Raw genomic sequence first — 24,725 nt, 5'->3', positions numbered from 1 at the left:
CCTAACTTGTCCAGTTCAAAGAGTTATGACTTATAGTCGTTCATAGTGCTCAAGTCCGTCCCTCACGACTGCTCCAGCACCTCTTCTTCTGCAATAATGGCTTTGCCTGACGCTTTGCGGTATTCCGAAGGGGAAAGACCGGACTGCTTCTTGAAAATGCGGGAAAAATAGTACAGCTCCATTCCGATGTTGTCCGCTACGGCGGAAATAGATAAGTCCGTTGTGGCGAGCATTCGGCGTGCCTTCTCAAGTCGTTTTTTGTTGATATAAACTATCGGAGAGAGCCCCATCATCGATTTGAAATAGTGCATGAAATAGTTCGGATGAAAATGAACCAGCTTCGCCAATTCCTCCACCGTTATCGGCTCGGCCAAATGGCGCTCAATATAAGACAGAACGATGTTAATCTTCGATGTACTGGAGGTAGCTGCCAAGTGCAGCTGAGTCTCCGACTGCTCGATGTATTCGGATATAATTTCGAATAGGATCGATTTAATGCGTAGCGGTGCCGTAACAGAGCTATCCGTGTGCAGTCCCAGCAGCTGCTGGAACTGCCTCTCAAGCATCGGCTCGTCTTTTACCATGATCCAATGGGGCAAATCCAGCATTTGAAACAGGTTCACATCCCCCACCGTTGCCGAGAAGTGGCACCAATACTTGCCAAGCAGATTGTCGTTCTCAGGAGCGTAAGACAGCTTCATGCCTGCAGGCAGCAGGTACAGCTGGCCAGGCTCAGGATAATAATCCTTGCCGCGGATATGAATCCATCCGCCACCTTCACGTATATAGTACAAGCGGTTGACGTCCGTCATCATGTTCGATACCCGCCAGTTCGTACCTACCTTCGTATAGTGCGCCATTTGCAGCGTAATCTGAGTATTTTCCAAGTAGCTTCGCATTAGCTGCAGCTGCAATTTGTCTTGATCCATGTTAGCCTCCCACTCAACCAAAAAAGCATTAGGATTGTGCAAATGTTTGCTACTATCATACATCCCCTAAGCCCCTTTTGCATACTAGAATATGTATGTAAGCATTGTACGACTAAGGAGGATGAACTCAAAAATGAGTGTGACTCGTCAGCAAATATTGATTTTGCACTTAAGCGATCCCGACCTCGAATCCCGCACCGTAGCTTGGGCATTATACGACAGCACGATCCCCAAAGGCCAACTGCAAATGAATACAGGCGATTCGAACGAACCGATGTACGGCTCCGTGCTGGATGCCATGCGCGACGGCTGGAATGTTATTCAGCTTCCGGCGCCGCCGATATTCCGGACTGGCTTCGAGCATGAGCTCGGGCACCTGCCTTACGAATATGTTCTGGAAAGAAAGGTGACGATCGATGAGTAGCGTAGAAAAAAAGCATCTGCTGACTGCAGCGCAAATGGCTGATTTTGCCGTCAACGGCTTTTTGAAGCTCGACGAGCTCGTTCCAAAGGAATTAAATGATGCCGCTTACAAAGAGCAACGTGAATATACAGGGCCTGGAGGACGCTATTGGAATGACTCCAAAGTGATTCGTGAAATTTTTGAGCTGCCGCAGGTGAAGGGAGCCCTTCAAAGCTTTGTCGGAACGGCTCCAATCTACGATCACTCCTTCATGCACATCGTCCGCGCCAAGCATCTGAAGGGTCAAACCTACCATGCCGACTCCGTTATCGATACGCGCGAGTTCGGCTTCGATATTCAAGCCTTCTACTTCTCCCATGATGCACCCGATGAAATGGGACCCACGCTTGTTCTGCCAGGCTCCCACCTGCGCAAGGTAAGCAACGGCAGCATCGGACGCCATAAAAATATTATCGGCCAAAAGCGGATGGTTTCTAAGGCCGGAACGATCGGTTTTCTGCATCACGGTATTTGGCACTGCGCTCAGCCGAATTTCACCGATCAAACCCGCTACGTATTCAAGCTTCGCTTGCGTCCGGGACAAGAACAACGGGCGCTGTTCAATACCGATGGATACGATAGCCCGGAAGTGCGTGAGGTATTCCGCAAAGCATACCATCCTTGGTGCGGCGATGAAGCGCGTGTGAATCAAATCCAGCTCGCCAAGTTCTGGCGCTATCTGTGCGGCGATAACAAGGTAGATACTTCGTTCGAGGGCGTATTGACTCGAATGGGAATATAGGAAAAGGACACATCCTTTTGCGGGTGTGTCCTTTTCCTATGTAGAAACCCTGAAAACTCAGAAATGTATCACGGTGCGCCGGTGGGGTATCCCCTTCCAGCCGCTGTTGTTATCGGGAAAATTGGAATTAACTTTATAGAGGAGATTTCCCGATAACAAAGGCGGACGCTTGCGCTCCTACAGGAGATACCCCACCTACCACCCTTTGCATTGTCTAAATAGCCGGGTTTCTCCACATTTCAGGACACACCCTCAACAGATGTGTCCTTTTTAGTGTAGGAGCTTGTAGGAATTACTCCTCTTTTCCCTCAGAGGAGGTAAAATACGAATTCAAGATCATAACCGACTCATTGCCCGTACGGAGGTAATCCTCCTCATAGAATCGCTTGGATACATAAGCTGCAGCCAAAAACCCGATACAGAGCACCACGAACATCGTCCAATGCATGTTAACCGTATAGAAGTAGGACAAGACTAGATTAAGCAGCTGAAGCATAATGACGAAGCAGACTGCCACTACAAAAATGCCTGTCAAAGAACGATACGTGCTGCAGCGAAGCTTGTACAGAAGCAGCGGCGTTTTCCAGCCCCTAATAGAAGACAAATGCGAAGCCCACCGGTAGAATGGAGCCCAACCCATTTTTATTCTTATTTCCCGCAAGGTTACATGAAATTCATCATAAAGCTTTAATTTGACGGCTTCCAGTACCACCGTATTCTCCTTAAAGCAAATTGCACGGTTCCTTTGGAGAGGCCCCTGCTCTAACAACCATTTACCAAAATAGGAAATGATAATTCCGATCAAATAACACCCGATCAAGCCTACGATAACCAATCCCACTGTAATGGCCATGGGGAGGGCGCCTTCTTCAGCTAGTTGTTGAAGCCCATAACTGATAATATCGCTGCTTGCATGAAACGAATTCAGGAATCGCTCATGCATCGACCAGTCGATCAGTAAGCCATAAGCGCATCCTATTGCCGCTATAAATATAAGTCCTTGAAAGAACAAACCGACGATATCCAATAAAAATGATGCTAGCTTTTGCAAGACGATTCTCCTATTTACGAAATTGGGATGTGACTTGATATGTCTACCGTTAGTTTATTCGACAGTTTTATTCCATTTTCCTACCTGAGCATTCATTTCCATAATATAACGAAATATCCAGGTGCGCACGAATGTAAAAAAAGCGACCCCTCATATAAAGGAGCCTGCTTCTTTAATAAATATTTTCAGTACTGTCTGAATCATATTTAAATTACATAGCTTTATTTCTTCTTCCATCCATCCTTCAAAGAAACGATACGATTAAAAACCAATCGATCCGCCGAGGAGTGCTTGGAATCTACACAAAAATATCCGTGCCGCATAAATTGATACCGGCTTTCCGACGGCGCTTGGGACAAAAATGGCTCCAACAAGCAATCTGCCAGCTCGGCATAGGAATCTGGATTTATTTTATCCTCCCAGCCCGCTTCCTCATTCTGTAAAGCATCCTCATCCAGCAGCAGCTTATCGTACAGTCTAACGCCGGCTTTCACGGCATGTTCCTCCGACACCCAATGAATCGTTCCTTTCACCTTCCTGTCCGTGAAGCCGGTGCCGCTTTTGGTCAATGGATCATAGGTGCAGTGCAGCTCGGTAATCTCTCCTGTCACCGGATCTTTCATAATCGTTTCACAGCGTAAATAATAAGCGCCCTTAAGTCTGACTTCCTGGCCCGGAGCCAGCTTTTGAAAGCCTTTGACGGGATTCTCCATGAAATCCTCCCGTTCAATATACACCACTCGTGAGAAAGGCACCTTCCTCTCTCCAAGCTCCGCATTTTCCGGATTGTTCGGGATCGTCAGCCATTCAACCTGCCCTTCCGGGTAGTTCGTTATAGTGACCTTCAACGGCTTCAGAACAGCCATAACGCACGGAACCGTCGTCTTCAAATGATCCCGCAAAAAATGATCCAGCAGGGAAATATCTACTGTGCTCCAGGTCTTTGATACACCGATCTCATCCAGAAAACGATGGATGCTCTCCGGGGTATATCCCCTGCGTCGAAGTCCTTTAACCGTTGGCAATCTTGGATCGTCCCAGCCCTCTATGAAGCCTCCTGACACAAGTTCTCTTAGATATCGTTTGCTCGTTACCATTCCGCGTATATTCAATCTTCCGAATTCTCTTTGCTTAGGCGCAGGTTGGATGTTCAATGAATTAAGAACCCATTCATACAAAGGACGGTGGTCTTTAAATTCCATCGAGCAAAAAGAGTGAGTGATCCCTTCGATTGCATCCTGCAATGGATGGGCATAATCGTACATCGGATACATGCACCATCTATTTCCCGTTCGATAATGGTGCGCGTGGATAATCCGGTACAGCACAGGATCTCTCATATTCATATTCGGCGAAGCCATATCGATTTTGGCTCTGAGGACCCGCGCTCCCGTCGGAAATTCTCCCTGCTTCATTCTCGAGAATAAATCGAGATTTTCCTCTACAGTGCGGTTTCTGTATGGACTTTCTTTGCCCGGCTCCGTCAAAGTACCCCGATAGTCATGGACTTCATCTGCACTTAAGTCGCAAACATAGGCTCGACCGTTTTTAATTAATTGAACTGCATAATCATACAGCTGGTCGGAATAATCTGAGCCATAAAAAACAAGGTGCTCGGGATCAAATTGAAGCCACTTCATATCCTCAATGATGGCATTTACGTATTCCATATCCTCCTTCAGAGGATTCGTATCATCCAGACGAAGGTGAAACTTTCCACCGAATTTCCGGGCTATCGAGTAATTAATATTAATGGCATACGCATTGCCGATGTGCAAATAACCGTTTGGTTCAGGCGGAAATCGGGTGCATACCCCCCTCAGATCCGGCTCCTGCAGCGCAAGCTCCTGGGCAATCATAGCTTCCAAAAAATGCATCGGTTTATCTTTATTAGTTAAAATTTTCGTATTCTCCATGGGTTACAACCTCCCTATCTATCATGCAATAGCTCGCTTCACGCTAGTGACTCTAGAAAAACAAAAAACTCCCACCCCCAAGAATGATTCATCTTGGGGGCGAGAGTACGATTCGCGTTGCCACCCCAGTTCATCAGCATGTCGCCATGCTGATCTTATCAGGTACGGCCAATCCTTGTTGTAAGAGAATCGCGATACCCTAGCTCTGTAACAGGAGCTCCTGTCATAGCCTCCCGCTTACATGGCTTATACATGCAAGGATCGGTATGAGACTCAGAGGCTTGTTTCGGTAAAATATTCCTTGCCCCCTTTCAGCTGCCGGGGCTCTCTGTAAAAGAATGGTTTTACTTACTCTTCTCGTCATAGTCGGTTTATTTTGAATTATTGAACAATTTACATCATCTATTCCGGTTTGTCAAATGGCATATGGAATGGTTGATGCTTCATATCAGCCTATTCATTTCAATTCCAATTCATTCGTACTTCACTCCGACGGCATTCTCAACCACATCACGAATTAACATATAGGATTCACCATTCGTAAGCTGATCCGGATCGGAAATCTGCTTCACTGTATCCATCTTAAGCCATCCACGCTGCACCAGATCAGCCACCGCCTCTTCCCTCGTGCTCTTTAAACCAGTTGCCGTTGCGAGGGTTAAAGCAGCCTGATCGAGCGTCAATGGCAGCGCAGCCGGATTTGGCATGTGCCGGATAGCCAAGGTCGCCTCGCCCTGGAATTGCGCCGGATGCACCTTTCGCACATTAGCCATGTGGGAAACAAAGCGCTGCGGATTGGACTTGCCTTCCAAGTCCCAATTTGTATTATCATATCCCCCTAACGTGACCGCCATGCTCACTGCGGCTTTCAGCCCCCGGTATGACTTATGCAGTGTATATGCTGGCTTGTCGAATGAATACAACATAAGTTCCACTTTTTGCTGAATCAGCTTGTCCCTTAATGCAGCTATTCCGTCTTTGGATTGTGATAGCTGCCTGAATGTCATCCCTTGGTCTATTGCTATTTTGGCGGCTGCTCCAGCTGCTTCCCCGGTTGCCATGCCGAGGGGTATAACGCGAGCGCTTCCATGAGGCAAAGAATCGAAACTGGCGGCCCTTCCGACGACAAGCAATCCGTCCACCTTAAGCGGAACAAGGGAGCGGAAAGGAACCCCGTATTGCTTCGGCTTCATCATAACCGAGCCGGGATCTTTATAATGGGTGCTCTGAATATCGACTTCGTAGGAACCATAGGCTATGGCGTCCCAATAATCCCTGTTCTCCATTAAATCGGCCATCGACAAACGGTATTCCCCTTGCATATGCCTCGTTTCTCTGACGTATAGCTCGGGTGCGGTACCTAGCAGCTCCACCTGTTTGAACTCACTGAAATTGTTTTTCATGTAGGAGACGACATGCTCCGCTTCTTTCTTGCCGATTTCTATGCCCTCTCGAACGGATTCAGGATTCAGCGGGTCCACCCCGAAAATTTGCATCGCATTAATCAATATGGTGTTGTCGTTCTGCCTCCCTATATTAAGGCCTCTCATACGTACCCGCTCTTTATTCGTGGACACATACTCTTTCATTTCGGGGAAGCCCCATGCACTCATCTTGTCACTGCCGGTATTCGGATGCTTGCCGAACGACTCCCACACCTTAGGCGTAATCCCGCCCAGCTTGAACACCAGCGTGACAGCCATCTGAGAGTCCGGATCAGCGATATCCTGTCTCCCCGTCGTGAACGGCGCTCCCGCCATGGCGGCAATATCCCCGTCCTGCGTGGCATCAATGACAGTCTTAGCATACACACTGTGGCTTGTGTTATTGGAGCTCACGATAGTCACGCCAGCGATTTCATTCCCCGCCCTACCGGCCTGAACCAAGGGTTTTATTTCTTTGGCCTTCATCAGAAGGTCGATATTCGGCTCGCTGCGCACCATCTTATAAAACACATTGGCAGCCGTATGCGTATCAAATGAGGTTCCCTCTATCTGGTCATACCATTCCTGAAAAATTCCTTTGTTCAAAAAGTTATGCTTTCCCGGGATAGCAGGCTGCTGGGGAGCATAATTCAAATCCAATGTATTTAACCAGCCTAGGGTCATAAGTCCACCGAGAATCTCACGGTCCCGTCCATCTACCAAAAGCACCTTAAGCCCGTTGCGTGCTGCCGAAACGGCGGCCGTAATCCCTTCCGGATCCGTTCCTATGACTATCGCATCGTAACGTTCCTTCACCTGAGCAACCGATTCCACCTTCATTAATGGCTGCTGTGGATTGGTCCCTGCTGCATCATGCTTTTTCCATGCAAACCACCCTAATGTCCCCCCCATCATAGCTATAAAAATAATGACACCTAACCCTACCCGCATCCTTTTTAGCTTCACAACTTCAACTCCTGTTACCCTAAAGAAATGAGTTCAATTCCATATATTGTAACAGGAACCTTTTTATAAATTCAATACCATTCAAATCCTACAATTCTATTCACTAGTCAGCTCCTGACTTCACCCTCTCTTCCGCATAGGCTTTATCTAATGCCTGCTGTCCCTGCTCCTGGATCTGCTGCAGCCCTGCTTCTACAGACACTCCGCTCTGCAGCATCGCTTCCATCTGTTTTTCCATAATCACCTGAAGCTGCTCGGTGAATGAGAGGGGAATGTTCTCGTTATATCCTGATTGCACGTTCTCATTGTATTTCACGTTATAAAACGGCTCCAGGCTATGCCCATCGATCTCTTTGGCGAATTCCTTACGTACCGGCAATTCCATCGATGTTTTCGATGCGATTTTGGCAGCCTCCCGGCCGTTGAAATATTTAACTACCTCCCATGCAGAGGATACATTCTCGGCTTGAGCGTTAATGCTGTAAATCGGAAGGATATAAAAGTTCGGATTACTGCTGCGTCCAGGATTAGACGAAGGTGCGCCAACCATATCCCACGCAAATGAAGCCCCTCTCTGCTTGAGACTGTTGATCTGCCCTATATGCCCGATCGTCATGGCGGCCCTGCCCGCACCGAACATATCCTCCCGCTCCACATCCTCCTTATCGTAACGCCGTTTATCGGGCGTATAAGTCCATTGAAGTACCCCGCTTTTGTAGCCGTCGATAACAAGCCCGTATATACGTTTCCAAGCGTCCGTATTCATCATAAGATTTTTTCCAGCAGGATCAATGAACGCAAGACCCTCCGCCTGCCCGATATAAGAGACCAAATCCAGCGGAGACTTCATAAAGCCCATATGGAAGCCGTAAATCCGCTCATCCTTGCTTCCTTCTCCCTGAAAGCGCTGCGCCAGACGGATCAGCTCTTCCCAAGTCATCTGATCCTTCGGATAAGCGATATGGAGCTTATCGAATACATCTTTGTTATAAAACAAGACGGAGCTCGAGAAGCTTGGCGCCAAGCCGTACAGCTTCCCTTGTCCTTTCAGCTGCAAGTAATCAACGGCCGCCGGAAGCAGATTGTGCAAATCAAACTGATCCTTCGTGATAAGCGGTGACAGATCATACAGCTTGCCCGCTTGAATCAGCTTGTCGTACTCAAACGTGCTTGTGATTAGCAGATCCGGCTTTTGCTCGTCAATCAGCTTTATGTACTCCTTCATGTAGTTTTTACCCGGTCCATATAAATCTTGAGTAGACACAACCTGCACATCCAGCTCGGGAAATTTGGCAGTAAAATAGTCCGCATACTCGTATTGGAAATAATCTTCGCTGCTCATAGCGATACGAAGGCTGCCTTTAGGTTGGGGGGCTGCGGCACTCCCCGATTGATCGCATCCGTTTAATAAAAGCACCAATCCTGCAGCCAAAGCCAGCAATGAAAACCCGTACTTCTTCCGTCGAAATTCTGTAACCGTTCGTTCGCTATTGGGGATGTTCATACAATCCTCTCTCTTTCGCTCCATTAATTACGGCTGTCGAGCATCGCGTTGAACAATGCTTTTTGCGCGTCTTCCTGCAGCTGTCTAAGCACTTCGTCCAGCTTCGTCCTGCCCTCAACGACGGAGCTCGTTTTTTGAACGGCAATCGGACCAAATGCCTCGTTGAACTTGCGCAGCAAGCGTGGATGCACCGAGGAATCCGGCTGCTCTGCAGGCTTCATACTATAAAATGGTGCATAATTATGTTCATCCGCAGGCTTCAATTCCTTCACTCTTACCGATAAACCGCCACTAAACGTCTTATCCAGCTTCTTGGCAATTTCCAAGCTGTTGATCAGCTTCACCATCTCCCAAGCAGGTCGGAGATGCTCCGATTTTGCATTGATCGCGTACACCGACCCGATAAATAAAGAGGATGTCTCGTCCGGCCTGGCCGGATTGACAGGCTCGCTTACAATATCCCATTTGAAAAAAGGCAGGCTGTACTTGGTGGAGGCCATCTTCAGATCCGTGCTTAATGAGAAACCCGAGAGCGCCATCGCTGCCTTGCCTGTAATGAACGGATTTCTTTTGTACACCTCATCCATCATCATGCTGCGTTGAGGCATAGGCTCCCTCTGGTAGACATACCCTTTCTGAAAGCCGTCAATTGCCATGCCCCATACTTTCTTCCAGGCTTCCGTGTTCACCGTTGCCTGCTTGCCATCCGAACCGATCAGGCTCATTCCGTTCGTCTTTCCGATTTGCATCGCCAGCTCAGAAGCATCACTGTAGTAGTACGGCATAAGCCCGTAGATACGGTCCTCTCCTTTGCCGTCCGCCGGGAAACGTGCCGCCAGCTGCAGAAGCTCTTCCCAGCTCATTTTCTCCTTAGGGTACGGAACGCCGTATTTGTCGAATAAATCTTTGTTATAGTACAGTCCATTCATCTCGTATTCCGGGGTAAGTCCATACAGCTTGCCGTCTCCAAGTTTACGAAGCGTATCTGTTACTCCAGCGTACAAGTTCTGCAGATCGTAGTTATCCTGCTTCATGACCGCATCAAGCGGGTACAGCCTGCCCTCCTTGGCGAACTCGCCGTACAGCTCCGGGGACATGTATATGACATCCGGATTTTCCTTATCCATCAGCTCAATCATTTTCTCTTTGTAATCTCCTTGATTCCACCAATTCGTGTCGACAGGAACGATCTTCACTTCCACGTTGGGATAGCGGATGGTGTAAGCTTTGCCATAGCGCATGGAAAATGTATTTTCATGAAAGTAAGCGACCTTCAGTGTCATTTCCTTCTCTTTATCCATTGGTGTTAGTGCTATCGGGTTAGTCGGCTTCGACAGCTGTGCAAGCATGACTCCGAGCTCCTCCTGCTTCGTCATAGCAAAGGCCAACAGCACACACACCAAAAGTACCGGACTCAGCTTAAGCCAGCGCCGGCTTCTCGGATTCCCCTCCATCTCGACACGCTCCTTAATCTTCCTCATCAAATCTTTGGAAAAGCCCCCCTCGCCCAGCCTTAAGGGTGAGCCTGCCAATCGTTTCTCCCATTGCTCCGGTTCCATCTGTTTCATGGCTTGCCCTCCTTATTCAACAAACCGCTCACTTTCGCTCTTGCCCGGAACAGCCTGGATTTGACCGTTCCTTCCGATAAAGACAATAACCCGGCTATCTCCGTATGGGTTAACTGATGATGCGCATGAAGCAGCAGCACCTCCCGCAGCTTGCGGGGCAGCTCCAGCACAACCTGCCATACTTCTTCCTCTACCAGCATACTCAGCGCTTCCGCCTCGGCTGAAGGACTGCTGCTGTCCTTGGTCTGAAGGCCAAAGGGAATAACCTTGCGGATCCAGGCGGAACGCCAGTGGTCCTTTACCATATTGCGCGTAATGGTAAGCAGCCAAGTCTTCACGGACGCCTCTCCCCGGAAGGAATACAACCGTTCATACACCTTTACGAACACTTCTTGTGTGATATCATCAGCCAGCTCTTTTTTACGTGTCATGAAAAAAGCATAGTTCCATACATCTTCTCCATGCGCGAGCATGATTTCTTCTAAAATAATGTTTTTATCCATCCCGCCGGAAAGTGATTTCAAATATTCAAAGGCCACCCTGTTCACCTCACCAACAATTGGACGAACCATTTGCCGGAAGGTTCCCTTTATCCGGAAATATTTTCTTCATATGGGTACAACACGTAACTTTTCCCTCGTTTAATTCGTCTTATTGGGAGGTGGAACTCAACTCTTTTACCTTTTGCCTTCACAGGCTCGAAAAAATTTGAATTGTGTGGAAAACCTCTCAACACAGCTGCCTATCGGCATGGTAAACTATGGTTGAGTAAAGGAGAATGCAAGATGAGTATACGTCTGTTACAAGATAAATCACGTCAGCGATTCGACTGGCGATTAGCCTCTGTATACGTAATGACAGGCTTTTTGGCGGCGATCCTGCTGTGGATAGGAATCATTTGGATTATGCAGCGCTAATTTACGGGATATTGGTCTGGGGAGTGGGAAACTAGTGGGTAGCGGTTTTTTTCGATATACGGACGATCAGACCGAAAAGCAGGATATCCGGAAACGGAGACACTTTTCGATTCGGTTGAATTTATTCTTTTTTGTAACGTTTTCCCTGTTTAGCGTTCTGATTATTCGTTTAGCCATCTTGCAGTTTGTAGAGGGGAAATATTTCAAGGAAGTCGAAAATATGATTTCCCACAGCGAAAGCCCGATCGCTCCCATCCGTGGTTCCATATTCGACCGTGCGGGGTATGCCATCGCCCAATCCCGGTCTATGCAATCTCTCTACTATCGAGTGGAAGGCCGCGCAACGGATAGGGACGAGATCATCGAGCTGGCCAAAAAGCTGGAAACGATATTCGCTGATTACGGTAAGCAGGATGCCAAGGTGCTGCCTGCCGCCGAAATATTGAAGCTGATGGATGTCGGCTTTGACATGAATAAGAACAAAACGAAAGAACCGAGCTACTACTCGATTCCAAGACGGATCAAAGCCGATTTATCCAACAATGAAATCGCCTTTCTGCTGGAACACCGGGATGAGTTAAAAGGAATTGAAATATTGGAGGACAGCATCCGCCTCTATGATAATCAGAGAATTGCCGCCCAACTGGTCGGCTATATGAAACGGTTCAACGCTGCGAGAAATCCTCAATCCGGTCTGGCCTATTATCGGAGCAAAACCGATGAATATTTGGACGTGGAGGACGTCGGCTTCGATGGTCTGGAGCTGATGTACCAGGAGGAGCTTCGCGGCAAAAAAGGCAGCAAGACTTACCCTGTCAATGCAGCCGAAAAAATCATCGGCCCCGCCACTATCGTGAGCCCGGAAAAAGGCCATAACCTTTATTTGACCTTAGACAAGGACATCCAGCTCGCGACGCAGAAGGCGATTACCGATCATTTAAGCTTTCTTAGGAACCGTTCGGCAGCAGGAGAGTTCGCCTATGCTCCTTATGCGCGCTCAGGCTACGCAGTAGCGATGGAGGTTCAGACCGGTAAGGTAATTGCCATGGCCAGCATGCCGGACTACGATACGAATCTGTGGACCGGCGGTATCAGCAGCAACGAGGTCTACAATCAAATCATGCCATTCGTCAATAATGGCACCATTACGACGTCATACCCGGATTTTCCAGCCCAGGAGCGGAATAAGCATCCATCTTCACTCGTATTCATGGGTTCCGTCATCAAGCCCCTGACGATCCTTATCGGAATGAGAGAAGGCGTTATTACCCCTTATTCCACCTACAGCGACTCAGGATCGTTCTCCTTCGGAGTTGGAAATAATGCCACAATCCGAAATTCAGACGGCCATGCCTACGGTGCGCTGAATCCGACAACGGCGATTTTGAATTCATCCAATACGTACATGTCGGCTATGGTTGGAATCCCGCTCTGGAACAAATATGGCGGTGAGAAATCCAAGGTGCTCGATGTATGGGCAGAGCATTTGGCGGAGTTCGGCTTAGGCGTAAAAACCGGAAGTAATTTGCCCAATGAAATTGCGGGCTCCAACGATTTCTTCCAAAACGCAAAGACAAGCAGCATGCAGTCTGCTATGGTCTATGCATCGTGGGGTCAAAATGAGAAGTACACCACGCTCCAGTTAGCACAATATGCCGCAACGCTGGCTAACCGTGGTAAGAGGATGCAGCCACAGTTCGTCGAGAAGATCACAACGACGGATGGCGAGCTTGTTAAAGGATACGAATCCGTCGTTTTAAACGAGGTCAATTACCCGAAAAATTACTGGGATACCGTAATTAAAGGGATGAAGAGCGGCGCTGCAGGCATTGAGGATCTGCCATATCCGGTAGCTCGCAAAACCGGTACGTCCACACAGGCCGTACCTGGTGGAACCGTCGATAATGCGGTGCTTATCTCCTTCGCTCCGGCGGACAATCCGGTTCTTGCCGTAGCGGTCGTCGTCCCGGAAGGAAAATTCGGACGGTACGGCGCCGCCCCGATCGCAGCCAAAATCTATGAGGCGTACGATCAATATATCGGCGGGCTCAGCAGCAGCAAAGCCAAGAAGTAATAAGCAGCTTCTTATAAAAAGACCGAAAAAGCCGGAATCCCGCTGGGATCCGGCTCTTTTAATTACATTGCTTTGTTGTCCTTATCCTGCTTAGCCACTTGCTCGCGGCTAACCTGAACGAACAGCATTTGATCCTTCTGCAGGTAGGTCTGAGCAAAAGCCATGACAGCCTCCGCCGTCACGCTGCGGATTTGTGCAGCGAAGTGATGCGGGTCCGGATTGATTTGATATAGCTGCTCGGATGCCAGCCTGCTGTTCACGGACTCAGCCTGATCCTGCGAGATCATATGCCTGCCAATAATCGCATTTTGGGTTCTTTCCAATTCCTCATCCGTAATTCGTTCACGATGCATACGCTCGACCTCTTCGAATATGACTGCTTTGGCATCCTCAAGTCGAAGCGGGTCGGTGCCGACATATCCTGTAATGAAGCCTTCGTTAACCATGGGACTAAGTGCTGCCCATACTTCATAGGCTAGCCCCATCTCTCCCCTAATGCGGCGTTTCAGTCTGGAGCCATGACCGCCGCCAAGAAGGTGCATGGTAACATACCCTGCATATTTATCGTTATCGTATGCGCTCGGACCGTACATTCCCCAATGAAGATGGGCTTGCCGGATATCTCTTGATTCGTGAATAACTCGACCCCCGAGCTGATAAGGCTGCAGCTTATCCAACGTTTCTGAGAAAGGCTCCGCAGCAGGAATGTCCAAAGAGCTTGCATATTCAACCAGCTCATCATGCTGAACATTTCCCGTCGCGACCAGCACGATATTGCTAGCTTGGTAATAGTGCTTATGATACTCCACGAGATCCTCTCTCGTCATTGCCGTGAGCGTTTCTTCCGTCCCCAGAATTCCCGCCCGTTCCGGATGCATCGCCCTCAACATACGCATTAGCGTGCGGCTCCCATAATCACGTGGATTATCGTGAGCACGCTTGATTTCCTCGATGACGACTTTCTTCTCAAGCTGGAGCTCCTCTTCCGGAAATACGGAATGGAACACCATATCGGTCAGCAGCTCCACCCCCTCCTTCCACTTATCAAAAGGAACATATGCATAGTACCGTGTCCGGTCTACACTAGTAGCTGCGTTCATTCGGCCGCCATAGTTCTCGATATCGTTCGTTATCTGTTCTTTCGTGCGGTACTTCGTTCCTTTAAACAGCATATGCTCCAAAAAGTGTGCGATTCCGTAAGGATGCTGCTTTTCATAATGCCCTCCCGCCCTAACCCAGAAGCACAGCAGGGTCGATACGGCTTGCTCGTTGTGTTTACTAACAATGGTAAGTCCGTTAGCCAAAGTTGTTTTTTGCATGTCCCGGCTCCTCTCAGCATGCTACTCGACAAGCAGCAAAATGCCTGCTAATGATATAAGTATTCGAGTATTTCCTGTCTGTACCCTTCAGTTCCTACAATAATTGATCTCCAACCTGCCTGCGCTAACAAAAAAAGCCCGTCCGCACAAAGCATGGCGGCAGGCTGCACTTAATCGTTATACCTTCAGCATCAAAATAATGATGGAGGTCAATCCGAAACACACATTGATCAAGCATAAAAACATAAGCACCTGCTTCGGATTCAATCCGCTGGCAAGCAGTCGGTAATGAGCTTGGCTCGTATCCGCCTGATATATCGGTTTGCCGTTCAAGAAACGTTTGGCAACAACGAATAAATTGTCGAATATCGGTACACCGAGAGCAAGAATTGGAATAAACAGCGATAAAACCGTTGCCTGCTTGAACGCCCCGTTCAATGCGATAACCGCCAGCATGAAGCCGATAAATGACGCTCCCGCATCTCCCATAAACACTTTAGCCGGTGGCTTATTATAGCGAAGATAACCCAGTCCGACTCCAACCAAAATAATGGCCATCATAGCTGAATCGGGCTGGTTCTTGGCCAAAGCTACGATAAACAGCGTCAATGCTGAAATCGTTGATAAGCTTCCTGCCAATCCGTCCATACCGTCAGAGAAGTTAATGACCGTCGTCACGCCAAATATCCAGGTGATAGTCAATAAGAACTGCGCCCAGCTCCAGAGAAGAACTTCTTCCCCTGTAAACGGATTCGTAAATCCGTGAAATACAATCCCGGATTTATATACGATAACGGCTGCTAGCAGCTGCACAATAAGCTTAGGCAGCGCGGACAGCTCTTTGCCGTGCGTTTTATACCAATCATCCACAAGTCCGATCATTAGCACGAGCAATCCCCCTGCCATGATAGCCAAGGTTTGACTCATATTGTCTCTTATAAAAAGAAAGTATGTAATGACGAATCCTGCGAAAATAGCGATCCCCGCCGTAAGCGGAATCGGTTCGCGATGAATCTTCCTTTCGTTGTCAGGCCTAGGCTTGTCCACAAAATCAATTTTGTAAGCCAGCTTGCGCAGCGGTGGTATGAATAACAGCACAATCACAAACGAAACCAGTCCAGCAATGAAATACGGAATAAAGACCCCTCCTCAGAAATTGTCACAAGTCGAATTTATAAGGATACATACTGACAATTTCCATTATATCACAGACCTAGGAGGGTGAACATGCTGTCGAAATAAGCCCGTTTAACCGAGAGAGCCGCTAATTCGGGAGTAGATCATGTCGGGATGCCAAACCGGATGCTCACCTAATACCATACGATCCGCATAGGTGACAATAGTAAAACCTATTCTTTGGAGGTATTCAATCGCCTTGTGGTTGTGCTCGCTCACTCCGGCCGAAAGATGCTTCTCTACGACAAATGCCTGCTGAAGCAGCCTGCAGCCCGCTTCTTCATCCTCGGCAACTATTGGACCTGAGCCCCACGGGGCTCCGTGCAGGTAGTAACCGCGAATTCCGCTGCCATCCTCCCTTGGAACGACCCAGCCCCCGTTATTTTGGAGAAGCTTCTCCAGCACCGAGATTCTTCTCTCCCCTGCTGCACGCTGATCCAACTCCGAAAGCATGGGAAGATCAGAAGGATGAGCGGCTCTGAGCGGAATCGATCCGCTATATGCCTCGAAGTCAGCCTGCTGCTCCGCCTTCAGAAAGCAGTAACGGGAATCGCCGATGAAGCCGAGCTTCTCGTAGACCGGCTTACCGAATTCCGTAGCTATCAGCAGCAGCGTGCGGCAGCCTTTCGCCTGGAGTCCCTCCATAATCGTTTTCGTTAGCAGCGAGCCCAAACCTTGCCCCCGTGATGAGGCATCCACGATGATAGGTCCGACCCATCCCGTTTGTCCCCAATCCGTTCCATTAGCGACACCGATAATCCGATCCGCTCGTTCGGCCACAAAAGTCATGCAGGCCGGATCATTCAAATAAAAAATGATAGGCGGCAAGATGTCTCCCCAGCCTTCCGGTCTCAGTTGGCCTACTGCGTCCAGATCACTCCATTGCATCGGTCGAATCTTGGTCTCCATGGGTAACTCAGCCTCTTTCGTTATGCATAATAATTAATAATAATGTATTATTATACATTTCATTGAAGGAAGATTCCACCTTTTTCTTGTCGTTCCCAGTGCCCCGCTTACCATCTTTTGCATTTTTCGCTACTAATAGCTTCCTCGACAGACTCAAAACCCGGCTAGCAGCCGGGTTTCCTTAGCTATAATCTATGTCTTAAACATGACTCAGGCATGCAAGGGGCGTTCGGCCTGTGACTAGCCGTCCGTCCTCGACGTAGCCCTCTTCCCTTCCCTCCAGCTCTGCAATTACCCTTTGACGCCAAAAGGCAAGACGAGGAGCCCACGCAGGATCATGGGACAAGTTGGTCAGCTCCTGCGGATCGGTTCCAAGATCAAAAAGCTGTTCTTCTCCAGTCTGAGAAAACCAGAGGTATTTCTCCTGTCCATCCGTTGCATAGTGGTTGGATAAGCTCCCGTAAGTATGCTCGCCGTGAATATATTCCCGCCAGTTGACCGATTCTCCTCTACAGAGTGGCAGCAGGCTAACACCCTCTACTGTTTGGGGAATGGTGACGCTGGCTGTGGATAGAACCGTAGGCATAATATCTCGCAGCTCGATCACTTGTTCTACTTCGCTTCCTGCACGAAGCCCCAGCTTACCGCTCGGATCGCTTATGATAAACGGGATTTTGGCACTTCCTTCATAAGGCAAACCTTTTCGGAAATAATGATGATCCCCGATCAATTCTCCATGATCCGACGTGAACAGTATAACCGTATTGTTGTAAACGCCGTATTCCTGAAGCGCGTTCAAGAGACGCCCGATTTGATCGTCGATATGCGTTATTAGAGCGTAATAGGCGGCGCGAGCACGGTTCAAACGGCGTTTTGGAAATTTGCCGAAGATGGCGGTTGGGTCATTTCCTCCCCGCTCCGCAGAGGCGACATTTACCCAGTCACCTATCGGCGGATCCGGCATCTCCATATCCTTGTACATGTCGAAATAAGCTTGCGGGGGGTCGAGCGGTGAATGCGGGCGTACGAACGAAGTCCACAAGAAAAAAGGCTTGCTTGGATCTCTCCTCCGCATAAAATCAATGGACTGGGTCACCGTCCAGTTCGTCGGGTGCATTGACTCTGGCAAGTGCCACGGTCGAGCCACAGTTGAAGCATTGCAGTCGAGCCCGTGATCGGTGATGTCAAATCCTGCACCTGCGGTTTGCCTCAGCCACTGAAGATAATCATCGCATTGGTCGAAATGGGCATCCGTCGTCGTTTTATACTTATCACGGTTATGGTGAAGATAACCGTCATGAAGCACAACGTTATGGAAGCCGCATAAATTGCGTGCGGGGTACACGTGCATCTTACCGACGCATTGGGTATGATACCCTGCTTGCGCCAGCTCTCTCGGCAGTGTATGCTCATACGTCCACGGTACACAATCTTTATAGCCTACACGTCCATGTGAGCGTTGGCCCATTCCGGTAAAAATCGCTGCTCGAGCCGGGATACATGACGGCGTAGCGGAATATGCACTGCGAAACAGCACGCCCGAGCGTGCGAGACGATCCAGATTCGGCGTCTCCACCACGGTATGACCAAGTACGCTAAGGCAGTCCCAACGCATTTGATCGACTGTAATTAACAGAATGTTCGGCTTCATAGGCGCATCTCTCCCTTTCCTGCAAGGTCTCTCTCACCACAATCCTTGTCCACCCATCCTTCGCACAAGCCAGTTCGTGAACAGCAGCATGAGCAGACCCACTACGGATTTGAACAAGCCTGCGGCTGCCGCCAGAGAATATCTGCCCATAGAGAGGCCTACCCGATACACATAGGTATCGAGAATATCGGCGATGTTGTATACCATCGGATTGTAGAGGATAAATACTTGATCGAAGCCTGCTGATAAAATATGTCCGGTGCGAAGGATCAGCAGAATAATAATGGTATTGCTGATCGATGGCAGCGTAATGTAGCGAATCATCTGAAACCTCTTCGCCCCGTCGATTCTCGCCGCCTCATACAGCTCTGGATTAATTCCGGCAATGGCAGCCAAATAAATGATCGTCCCCCATCCCGCTTCCTTCCATATTTCCGAGATGACCAGCAGCCCGCGGAAGTTCCCAGGATCCAGAAGCGGCGACGATTTGAATCCTATAACAGACAAAATCCCGGTACTTGACGAGAACAAGGTAAACATTATGCCACCCAGAACGACCCAGGACAAAAAGTGCGGAAAATACAGAATGGTCTGTAAAATCCGTTTAAATGCGCTGCCCAGCAGCTCATTCAGCATAAGCGCAAGCAGAATCGGAAATGGAAAGCCAAAGATAAGCTTATAAAAGCTGATCAAGATCGTATTCCTCAAGGCTACCCAGAAGTCTTCCGATTCGAACAGCAGCTCAAACCATTTCAAGCCTGCCCATTCACTGCCAAAGATTCCTTTGGCCAGCTTGAAGTCCTTGAACGCAACGATAATACCGCCCATCGGAACATAGTGAAACAAAAGGAAGTAAAGCAGCCCCGGAAGCAGCAGCAAATAATAATACTTGTATTTGTGAAATAACTTTATGCTCATGGCCGTCTCTCCTGACATGTCGTTATTGGAGCGGCCGCCTGTTAGCTAGGCGACCGCTAAGGGACCCGAGCCTATTTCTTCGTCTTCTTCCACTCTTCATTCACCTGGTCCTCAATTTTCTTACCACCCTGCTGGTAATACTTCTGTACGAATTCATCGAACTTATCGAGGGGCATCTCGCCAAGAACGATTTTTGCAAAATATTCGGTCCAAAGCTTGATAATATCCGGATACTCCAGCTGGGCCGGGACGGTTTTCCAGAATGGATTCGTTATGACGTATTTATTCGTAACCTCCATTGCCTTCAACGAATCGTCAGCCATCCAGCGCCGATCCACCACCTGAGTGAAACGAACCGGGTTGGAGAAGCCTTCCTTATATAAGTCGGAATAAGAGCTGACAAGCTGAGTAACCCTGTTTTTCTGTTTATCGAATGTATAATGCTCTCCTTCCATGCCATATGTAATAAGATAAAATCCGCCGTCCGGTTCGTCAGACGTCGACCAGTCGATCATTTTGATCAATAGATCGGGATTTTTCACCTTGGCCGAGACCGCCTTGATATCTCCATAAGCCGGACCTGCTTCCGGCCAGCCCATTAAGCCTTTAGGCCCCTTCGGAGGCAAGAGGAGCGCAAACGAAGCATTCGGGGTTACTTTTTTCAACGAATTGATCAGTGGCTGCTTCGGATCTATATCAAACGCCGTTCCTTCGAACACACCCAGCTTGGAGTTAATGACCTTCTCGTCACGCTGCTTGGATTCCATCAGCAAAAATTCGGGATCGATGAGTCCTTCCTTATACCATTGATTCATCAGCTTGAGTACGTCCTTTGTCTCCGGCAGCACCATGCCCTGCTTCAGCCTTCCGTCCCGTTCGAACCAGAATGTCGGGGCAATCCCGAAGGCTCCGAATATACCAGAAAAGTTCGAGGTCTTGGTGCCGCCAAGCCCGTAACTATCGTTCTTGCCATTCTTGTCAGGATCTCCAGTCGTAAACGCTTTGAGCACGTCATGGAGCTCATCAAGCGTAGTCGGTTCCTTCAGCCCCAACGTGTCAAGCCAATCCTTCCGTACAATAAATCCATTCGTATTAGGACCATTAAACGGCTCCGGACGGTAGCCGACAGGTAATGCGTAGAGCTTGCCCTTATACCGCAGTGCCTCCAAGTCCGATTCCTTGAAGAGCTTGCTCGCATGCGGCATTTTCTTAATATAGTCGTCAAGCGGCAGCAGCAGGCCATCATCAGCCATCTTCGCCATCGTCGGCAGGTCGAGGTTGAAGTAATCCGGCAGATCGCCCGAGGTGGCCAGCAGATTCAGCTTGGTCGTATAATCGGGTCCAGTTCCCGGCATATTTACTGTGAAATCAATCCCTTTGATACCTGCTTTATCTAGGGCTTTGACGATTTCCTTCCTGCCTCTACCCCCGTCTGCCGGATATTCCGCAACGCCGTTGCTCCGTAATATTTTATAAGTAATGGTCTGCCCTGGCTTATCACTTGTATCTGTTGGTTTGCCGTCTGTTGCCGTATTGGATTGGCATGCTGCAAGCCCGGCGGTTAGCGTCACTGCCGTAAATGCGGCTGTAACCTTGTTAAGCTTTTTCATAACACTCATCCTCTCGCTTAAGATTTAACAGCACCAATCATGACGCCCTTTACAAAATATTTTTGCAAAAACGGATATACACAAATGATCGGCAAAATGGATATGACAATGGTTGCCGCAATGACAGAGTCGGTGGATGCATTCGTCAATTCCCCGGTCATTTTTGCAAGCTCCTGCCCGTTAATTACGTCTTTGAGCATAACCGGAAGCGTATATTTGCTTTTGTCATTCAAATAAATGAGTGCCGAGAAAAAGTTGTTCCACCGACTGACCGCCTCCCATAAAGCAACGGTAGAGAGCACTGGCATGGATAAAGGTAAAATAATTTTGAAAAAAATGAGAAGCGGATTAGCCCCATCGATCATCGCCGACTCTTCTAACTCTGCCGGCAAATTAACAAAAAAGCTGCGCATGATGATTACATTGAATGCCGATATAGCTCCTGGCAGAATTAAGGACCATAGCGAATTTACAAGACCTAGTCCTTTTACGAGCAAATAAGTAGGAATCAATCCGCCCCCGAACAGCATGGTGAACAAGATGAGGAACGTCACCATGTTTTTACCCGGCAGACCTTGCTTGATCAAAGGATAAGCCGTAGATGCCGTAAGCAAGGTGCTGAGTACTGTTCCTACTGCGGTTACGAACAGCGTGTTGGCGTAAGCGGTCCATAAATAACTGGATGATAGTACCACTTGATAGGTAGCAGATGTGAACTCCCTGGGCCAGAAGAAGAATCCTCCCCGCATCGCTCCCTCCATCGAACTAAACGATAGGGCAAGCTCATGCCACAGCGGATAAAGCGTCAGCATGGATAGAAGAAGCAAAATCCCCCCATTCAGGATCTGAAATACATAACTCCCCATAGGCTGTTTACCGTACACATAATCACCCCCTCCCAACTGTGATTTAGGTCGAACTATTTGAATGCGTTTTCATTATGTAGGGAACGGACGGTAACCAACAAGGTGCAATCCTTGCTATTGTGTATAAAAACGATTATTTGGCTGCCGTGGGTCAAAAATTCTACATCAGGAATCCATTTTATACATTCGTTAAAATAAAAAGAGACACCTCCTTTTAGCTTAAGGAGCGTATCTCTGATGTGATGGTTATCTTTTGTCCGGCAATGATTTACGAAACTCTCCCGGTGTCATGGCTTCGTATTTTTTGAAAAAGCGGATGAAGCTGTGAACATCTGCATAGCCGATCATTCCGCTGATTTCCTGCAAAGAATACTTTTTGTCGTTCATTAGCAGCTCCTTGCTGCGGGTAATCCGATGCTTCGTCAAGTAATCCAGCGGCGAATGCTGGGTCTCGGCTTTGAAAATGCGGCTCAAATAGCTGCTGCTAAGACCTACATGATCGGCAATATCACTGATCGAAATCGGCTCACCGTAACGCTGCTCCATATATGTGATCGCCTTACGGATATACAGGTTATCGTTTTTCTTGTCCTGCTTTTGCTCCAGCCGTTCCATCAATTCCTTCAGCCACTGGCGGATTAGCTGCTCCAGCTGCTGTTTGTTGCGGCAATCGTGGACTCTCATCACCTGAATCACACGCAACGATTCCGGGTCACAGCCTTCCTGCAGCAGCTCGTTAATGACTGTGCTTAACAAGATGACTATCGTCTCCTGTGTATGTTCATGTACGCCTTTGTCATTATAGACGTACTGCTCGAATAAGGCGGTTACCGCTTCATTCGTTTTCTTATCATCCATCGTTTTGATCCCATGGACAAGCATCTTCTGAATCGCAAGAGGATAATCAAACCTTGGCTCCGGGGCTGTGTCTCCAATGAAGACTACATCCGATTTATTGAACAGCGCTTTGTATCTCATTGCTTTCCTAGCCTGAGCATAGGATTCATGCAGATCATCCAGCGACGCGCAAACTTCCCCGAACGCAAACTGCAAATGAATTTGAAATTGCACGTACAGCGAATCGCTAATGGCTTTGCAAGCTTGAATCAACACTTCCTTCCACTCTTGCTCTATCGAAGTCCAAGGAAAATTAAGAATGAACCCGAACCGTCCTTCCTCAAGAATTGTTCCATAGACCCGGCAGTCCTTTGGAAACATATTCTCAATAAGCCCGAACATATAGAGCTTGATCTTCGTATCCTCCTCGGTTTGGACATAGTCATGAAGGTCGGGGTCTACGATACAAACACCAAAATTCGGATAAATCAGATCGATACCTACTTGCTGGAGCTGGCTGGATATAAAATCGGCGTCGGTTACGTTATTGCTCAGTATTTCATAAATCAGCCGGTGCCGGATAAGCGATTCGTGCTGCTCCATCGTCGCCTTGACCTTTTGATTCTCATTAATCAAATGATCAATCCCTCTTCGAATCAGCGTATACTCGTCTTCCTTCGTTGACAGCATAGGGGGGATAAGACTGGAAGCGTAGCTTTTCCATATTTTTTTCCATGGACTATAGAACATGAGGGCTAGCAAATACGACAGTAAGAAGCCGAGGAGCATGACAATGAGTGACATCTTGCCTATTGCAGTAAATTTTTGATTCATCGTTTCTTGATAGATCCGGTAAGGGGTAGCTTGAACGAGAGTCCATGAGCTCATCGGGGATTTCTTGCTGCTAAGAAAATATTTCTCCCCACCTAGGCTAGCAATAAGGGGCTCTTCCTTCTCCTTTATTCCGTTGTCGGCTATGTACCTGGATACGTACTGAGACAAGGGAGCGCCTCTGCTTGAGAATAGCACTTCTCCCTGGTTGTCGCCGTCGATGATAAATAAGTAGGATGAGCTTGTCGGAAGCATGTGCTGCAGCGCTTCAAAAAACTGATCTTTGCTGACATTAATGAACATATAGCCGAGCTCGTATTTGCCGGTTAGCGGAATTTTCTGTTTAAACGAAATGACCTCATTCTGTGGCAGATCGAATCGCGCCAGCACCTTACGCACCTTATAGCTCAATTCCCCATCGTCTTTGCCTGCCTGATCAATCCACTCTTTATCGTAAAACTCTCCCCTCGGATAAAAGCCTTCGTTGCTTGTCAGCACTTTATCGGACAGTTTAAAATAAACGTACGCTGACTGCACCATACGGCTTGCCGTAATCTGATCAATAAGGTTGTTCTTGAGCACATTGAAGTCGTACATGCTTGCATTATAGGGATTGGCCAGCAGCTCATTCAGATTGGACAGCAGGGATAGCTGCAGGGTCAGATTATTGAAATTGCTGAACATTGCGCTTACTTGCGAGGATAAACCCAACAGCTCTACGGAGGCGGCACGCTTGTATTCATCCTTCGTTTCCACAGAATAATTATAGAAATAGAATGAACTGATCAACACGGTAGGAATGAAGATGGTTATCAAATAAGACATCCATATTTTATTGAAAATGTTCATGGTAACCCATTTTCGTTTTATTTTCATTGGCCCCTCATTGTATACGCTTTCATTTTTGGTTCTATTTTATCATACGAGCTTCCGCTTATCTATGATTAAATAAACCAAGGATTTGTCATACATCAATAGGTTGATATATGCTTGTACTCATATACAAATATGATCTGCTTTCGCCAGGGTTTGCACCAAAACGAAATAAGGGAGG

At 48.1% G+C, this 24,725-nt stretch carries 19 protein-coding genes; 4 read left to right on the top strand and 15 right to left on the bottom strand.

Features of this window, described 5'->3' with window-relative positions:
* Positions 1-62: 62 nt before the first annotated feature.
* On the bottom strand, positions 63-929 hold the full coding sequence (locus BP97_RS36455; protein ID WP_051620650.1) for a helix-turn-helix domain-containing protein: 867 nt from the start codon (positions 927-929) through the stop codon (positions 63-65).
* A gap of 133 nt (positions 930-1,062) precedes the next feature.
* Here BP97_RS36455 and BP97_RS0115785 point away from each other — a divergent pair, with 133 nt between their 5' ends.
* Entirely contained in the window at positions 1,063-1,353 is a 291-nt protein-coding gene (locus BP97_RS0115785; RefSeq protein WP_036745972.1) for a hypothetical protein, read from the top strand.
* Positions 1,346-2,134 carry a phytanoyl-CoA dioxygenase family protein gene (locus BP97_RS36450; RefSeq protein ID WP_051620630.1) on the top strand — a complete coding sequence of 263 codons (789 nt, stop codon included), beginning with the start codon at positions 1,346-1,348 and terminating at the stop codon, positions 2,132-2,134. Before BP97_RS0115785 ends, BP97_RS36450 begins: the two co-directional genes overlap by 8 nt.
* Before the next feature lie 292 nt (positions 2,135-2,426).
* On the opposite strand, the gene BP97_RS0115775 is transcribed toward BP97_RS36450, so the two are convergent.
* From BP97_RS0115775 to BP97_RS0115750, 6 genes are all read right to left on the bottom strand, one after another.
* The gene (locus BP97_RS0115775; RefSeq protein WP_028549966.1) at positions 2,427-3,185 is read right to left on the bottom strand and encodes a hypothetical protein; all 759 of its coding nucleotides are present in this window, start codon (positions 3,183-3,185) and stop codon (positions 2,427-2,429) included.
* A gap of 221 nt (positions 3,186-3,406) precedes the next feature.
* Positions 3,407-5,101, bottom strand: a complete 1,695-nt coding sequence (locus tag BP97_RS0115770) for a glutamine--tRNA ligase/YqeY domain fusion protein (RefSeq protein ID WP_028549965.1) — start codon at positions 5,099-5,101, stop codon at positions 3,407-3,409.
* 473 nt (positions 5,102-5,574) lie between these two features.
* A complete protein-coding gene (locus BP97_RS0115765) occupies positions 5,575-7,491 on the bottom strand; it encodes an FAD-dependent oxidoreductase (protein WP_028549964.1) in 1,917 nt (638 codons plus the stop codon).
* 103 nt (positions 7,492-7,594) lie between these two features.
* Positions 7,595-8,995 (bottom strand): ABC transporter substrate-binding protein, encoded by a 1,401-nt coding sequence (locus BP97_RS0115760; RefSeq protein WP_028549963.1) that lies wholly within the window; start codon positions 8,993-8,995, stop codon positions 7,595-7,597.
* 23 nt (positions 8,996-9,018) lie between these two features.
* Positions 9,019-10,563, bottom strand: a complete 1,545-nt coding sequence (locus BP97_RS0115755; protein ID WP_028549962.1) for an ABC transporter substrate-binding protein — start codon at positions 10,561-10,563, stop codon at positions 9,019-9,021.
* Positions 10,560-11,135, bottom strand: coding sequence for an RNA polymerase sigma factor (locus BP97_RS0115750; RefSeq protein ID WP_036745970.1), 576 nt, complete (start codon positions 11,133-11,135; stop codon positions 10,560-10,562). The genes BP97_RS0115755 and BP97_RS0115750 overlap by 4 nt, the downstream gene beginning before the upstream one ends.
* A gap of 213 nt (positions 11,136-11,348) precedes the next feature.
* On the opposite strand from BP97_RS0115750, the gene BP97_RS41420 reads away from it, so the two are divergent.
* Both BP97_RS41420 and BP97_RS0115740 read left to right on the top strand, forming a co-directional pair.
* The gene (locus BP97_RS41420) at positions 11,349-11,480 is read left to right on the top strand and encodes a hypothetical protein (RefSeq protein WP_269321912.1); all 132 of its coding nucleotides are present in this window, start codon (positions 11,349-11,351) and stop codon (positions 11,478-11,480) included.
* A 34-nt stretch (positions 11,481-11,514) separates the two neighbouring features.
* Positions 11,515-13,554 (top strand): peptidoglycan D,D-transpeptidase FtsI family protein, encoded by a 2,040-nt coding sequence (locus BP97_RS0115740; protein WP_028549960.1) that lies wholly within the window; start codon positions 11,515-11,517, stop codon positions 13,552-13,554.
* Positions 13,555-13,616: 62 nt separating this feature from the next.
* Here BP97_RS0115740 and BP97_RS0115735 read toward each other — a convergent pair whose 3' ends face one another.
* From BP97_RS0115735 to BP97_RS0115700, 8 genes are all read right to left on the bottom strand, one after another.
* Entirely contained in the window at positions 13,617-14,873 is a 1,257-nt protein-coding gene (locus BP97_RS0115735; RefSeq protein ID WP_028549959.1) for a M16 family metallopeptidase, read from the bottom strand.
* 177 nt (positions 14,874-15,050) lie between these two features.
* Positions 15,051-15,977 carry an MraY family glycosyltransferase gene (locus tag BP97_RS0115730; RefSeq protein WP_442952368.1) on the bottom strand — a complete coding sequence of 309 codons (927 nt, stop codon included), beginning with the start codon at positions 15,975-15,977 and terminating at the stop codon, positions 15,051-15,053.
* A 144-nt stretch (positions 15,978-16,121) separates the two neighbouring features.
* On the bottom strand, positions 16,122-16,958 hold the full coding sequence (locus BP97_RS0115725) for a GNAT family N-acetyltransferase (RefSeq protein WP_028549957.1): 837 nt from the start codon (positions 16,956-16,958) through the stop codon (positions 16,122-16,124).
* Between the two features lie 199 nt (positions 16,959-17,157).
* Entirely contained in the window at positions 17,158-18,609 is a 1,452-nt protein-coding gene (locus BP97_RS0115720; RefSeq protein WP_028549956.1) for an arylsulfatase, read from the bottom strand.
* A gap of 33 nt (positions 18,610-18,642) precedes the next feature.
* Positions 18,643-19,527 carry an ABC transporter permease gene (locus BP97_RS36445; protein WP_036745968.1) on the bottom strand — a complete coding sequence of 295 codons (885 nt, stop codon included), beginning with the start codon at positions 19,525-19,527 and terminating at the stop codon, positions 18,643-18,645.
* Positions 19,528-19,598: 71 nt separating this feature from the next.
* Positions 19,599-21,137 carry an extracellular solute-binding protein gene (locus BP97_RS0115710; protein ID WP_028549955.1) on the bottom strand — a complete coding sequence of 513 codons (1,539 nt, stop codon included), beginning with the start codon at positions 21,135-21,137 and terminating at the stop codon, positions 19,599-19,601.
* Between the two features lie 17 nt (positions 21,138-21,154).
* Positions 21,155-22,021, bottom strand: a complete 867-nt coding sequence (locus BP97_RS0115705) for a carbohydrate ABC transporter permease (protein ID WP_028549954.1) — start codon at positions 22,019-22,021, stop codon at positions 21,155-21,157.
* A gap of 228 nt (positions 22,022-22,249) precedes the next feature.
* Positions 22,250-24,547 carry a helix-turn-helix domain-containing protein gene (locus tag BP97_RS0115700; RefSeq protein ID WP_028549953.1) on the bottom strand — a complete coding sequence of 766 codons (2,298 nt, stop codon included), beginning with the start codon at positions 24,545-24,547 and terminating at the stop codon, positions 22,250-22,252.
* Positions 24,548-24,725 lie beyond the last annotated feature (178 nt).

This window comes from Paenibacillus sp. UNC451MF, from assembly GCF_000686845.1.
Taxonomy (GTDB): Bacteria; Bacillota; Bacilli; order Paenibacillales; family NBRC-103111; genus Paenibacillus_S.
Note: the sequence above shows the minus strand (reverse complement) of the source record. Positions and strands in the feature narration are given on the sequence as shown.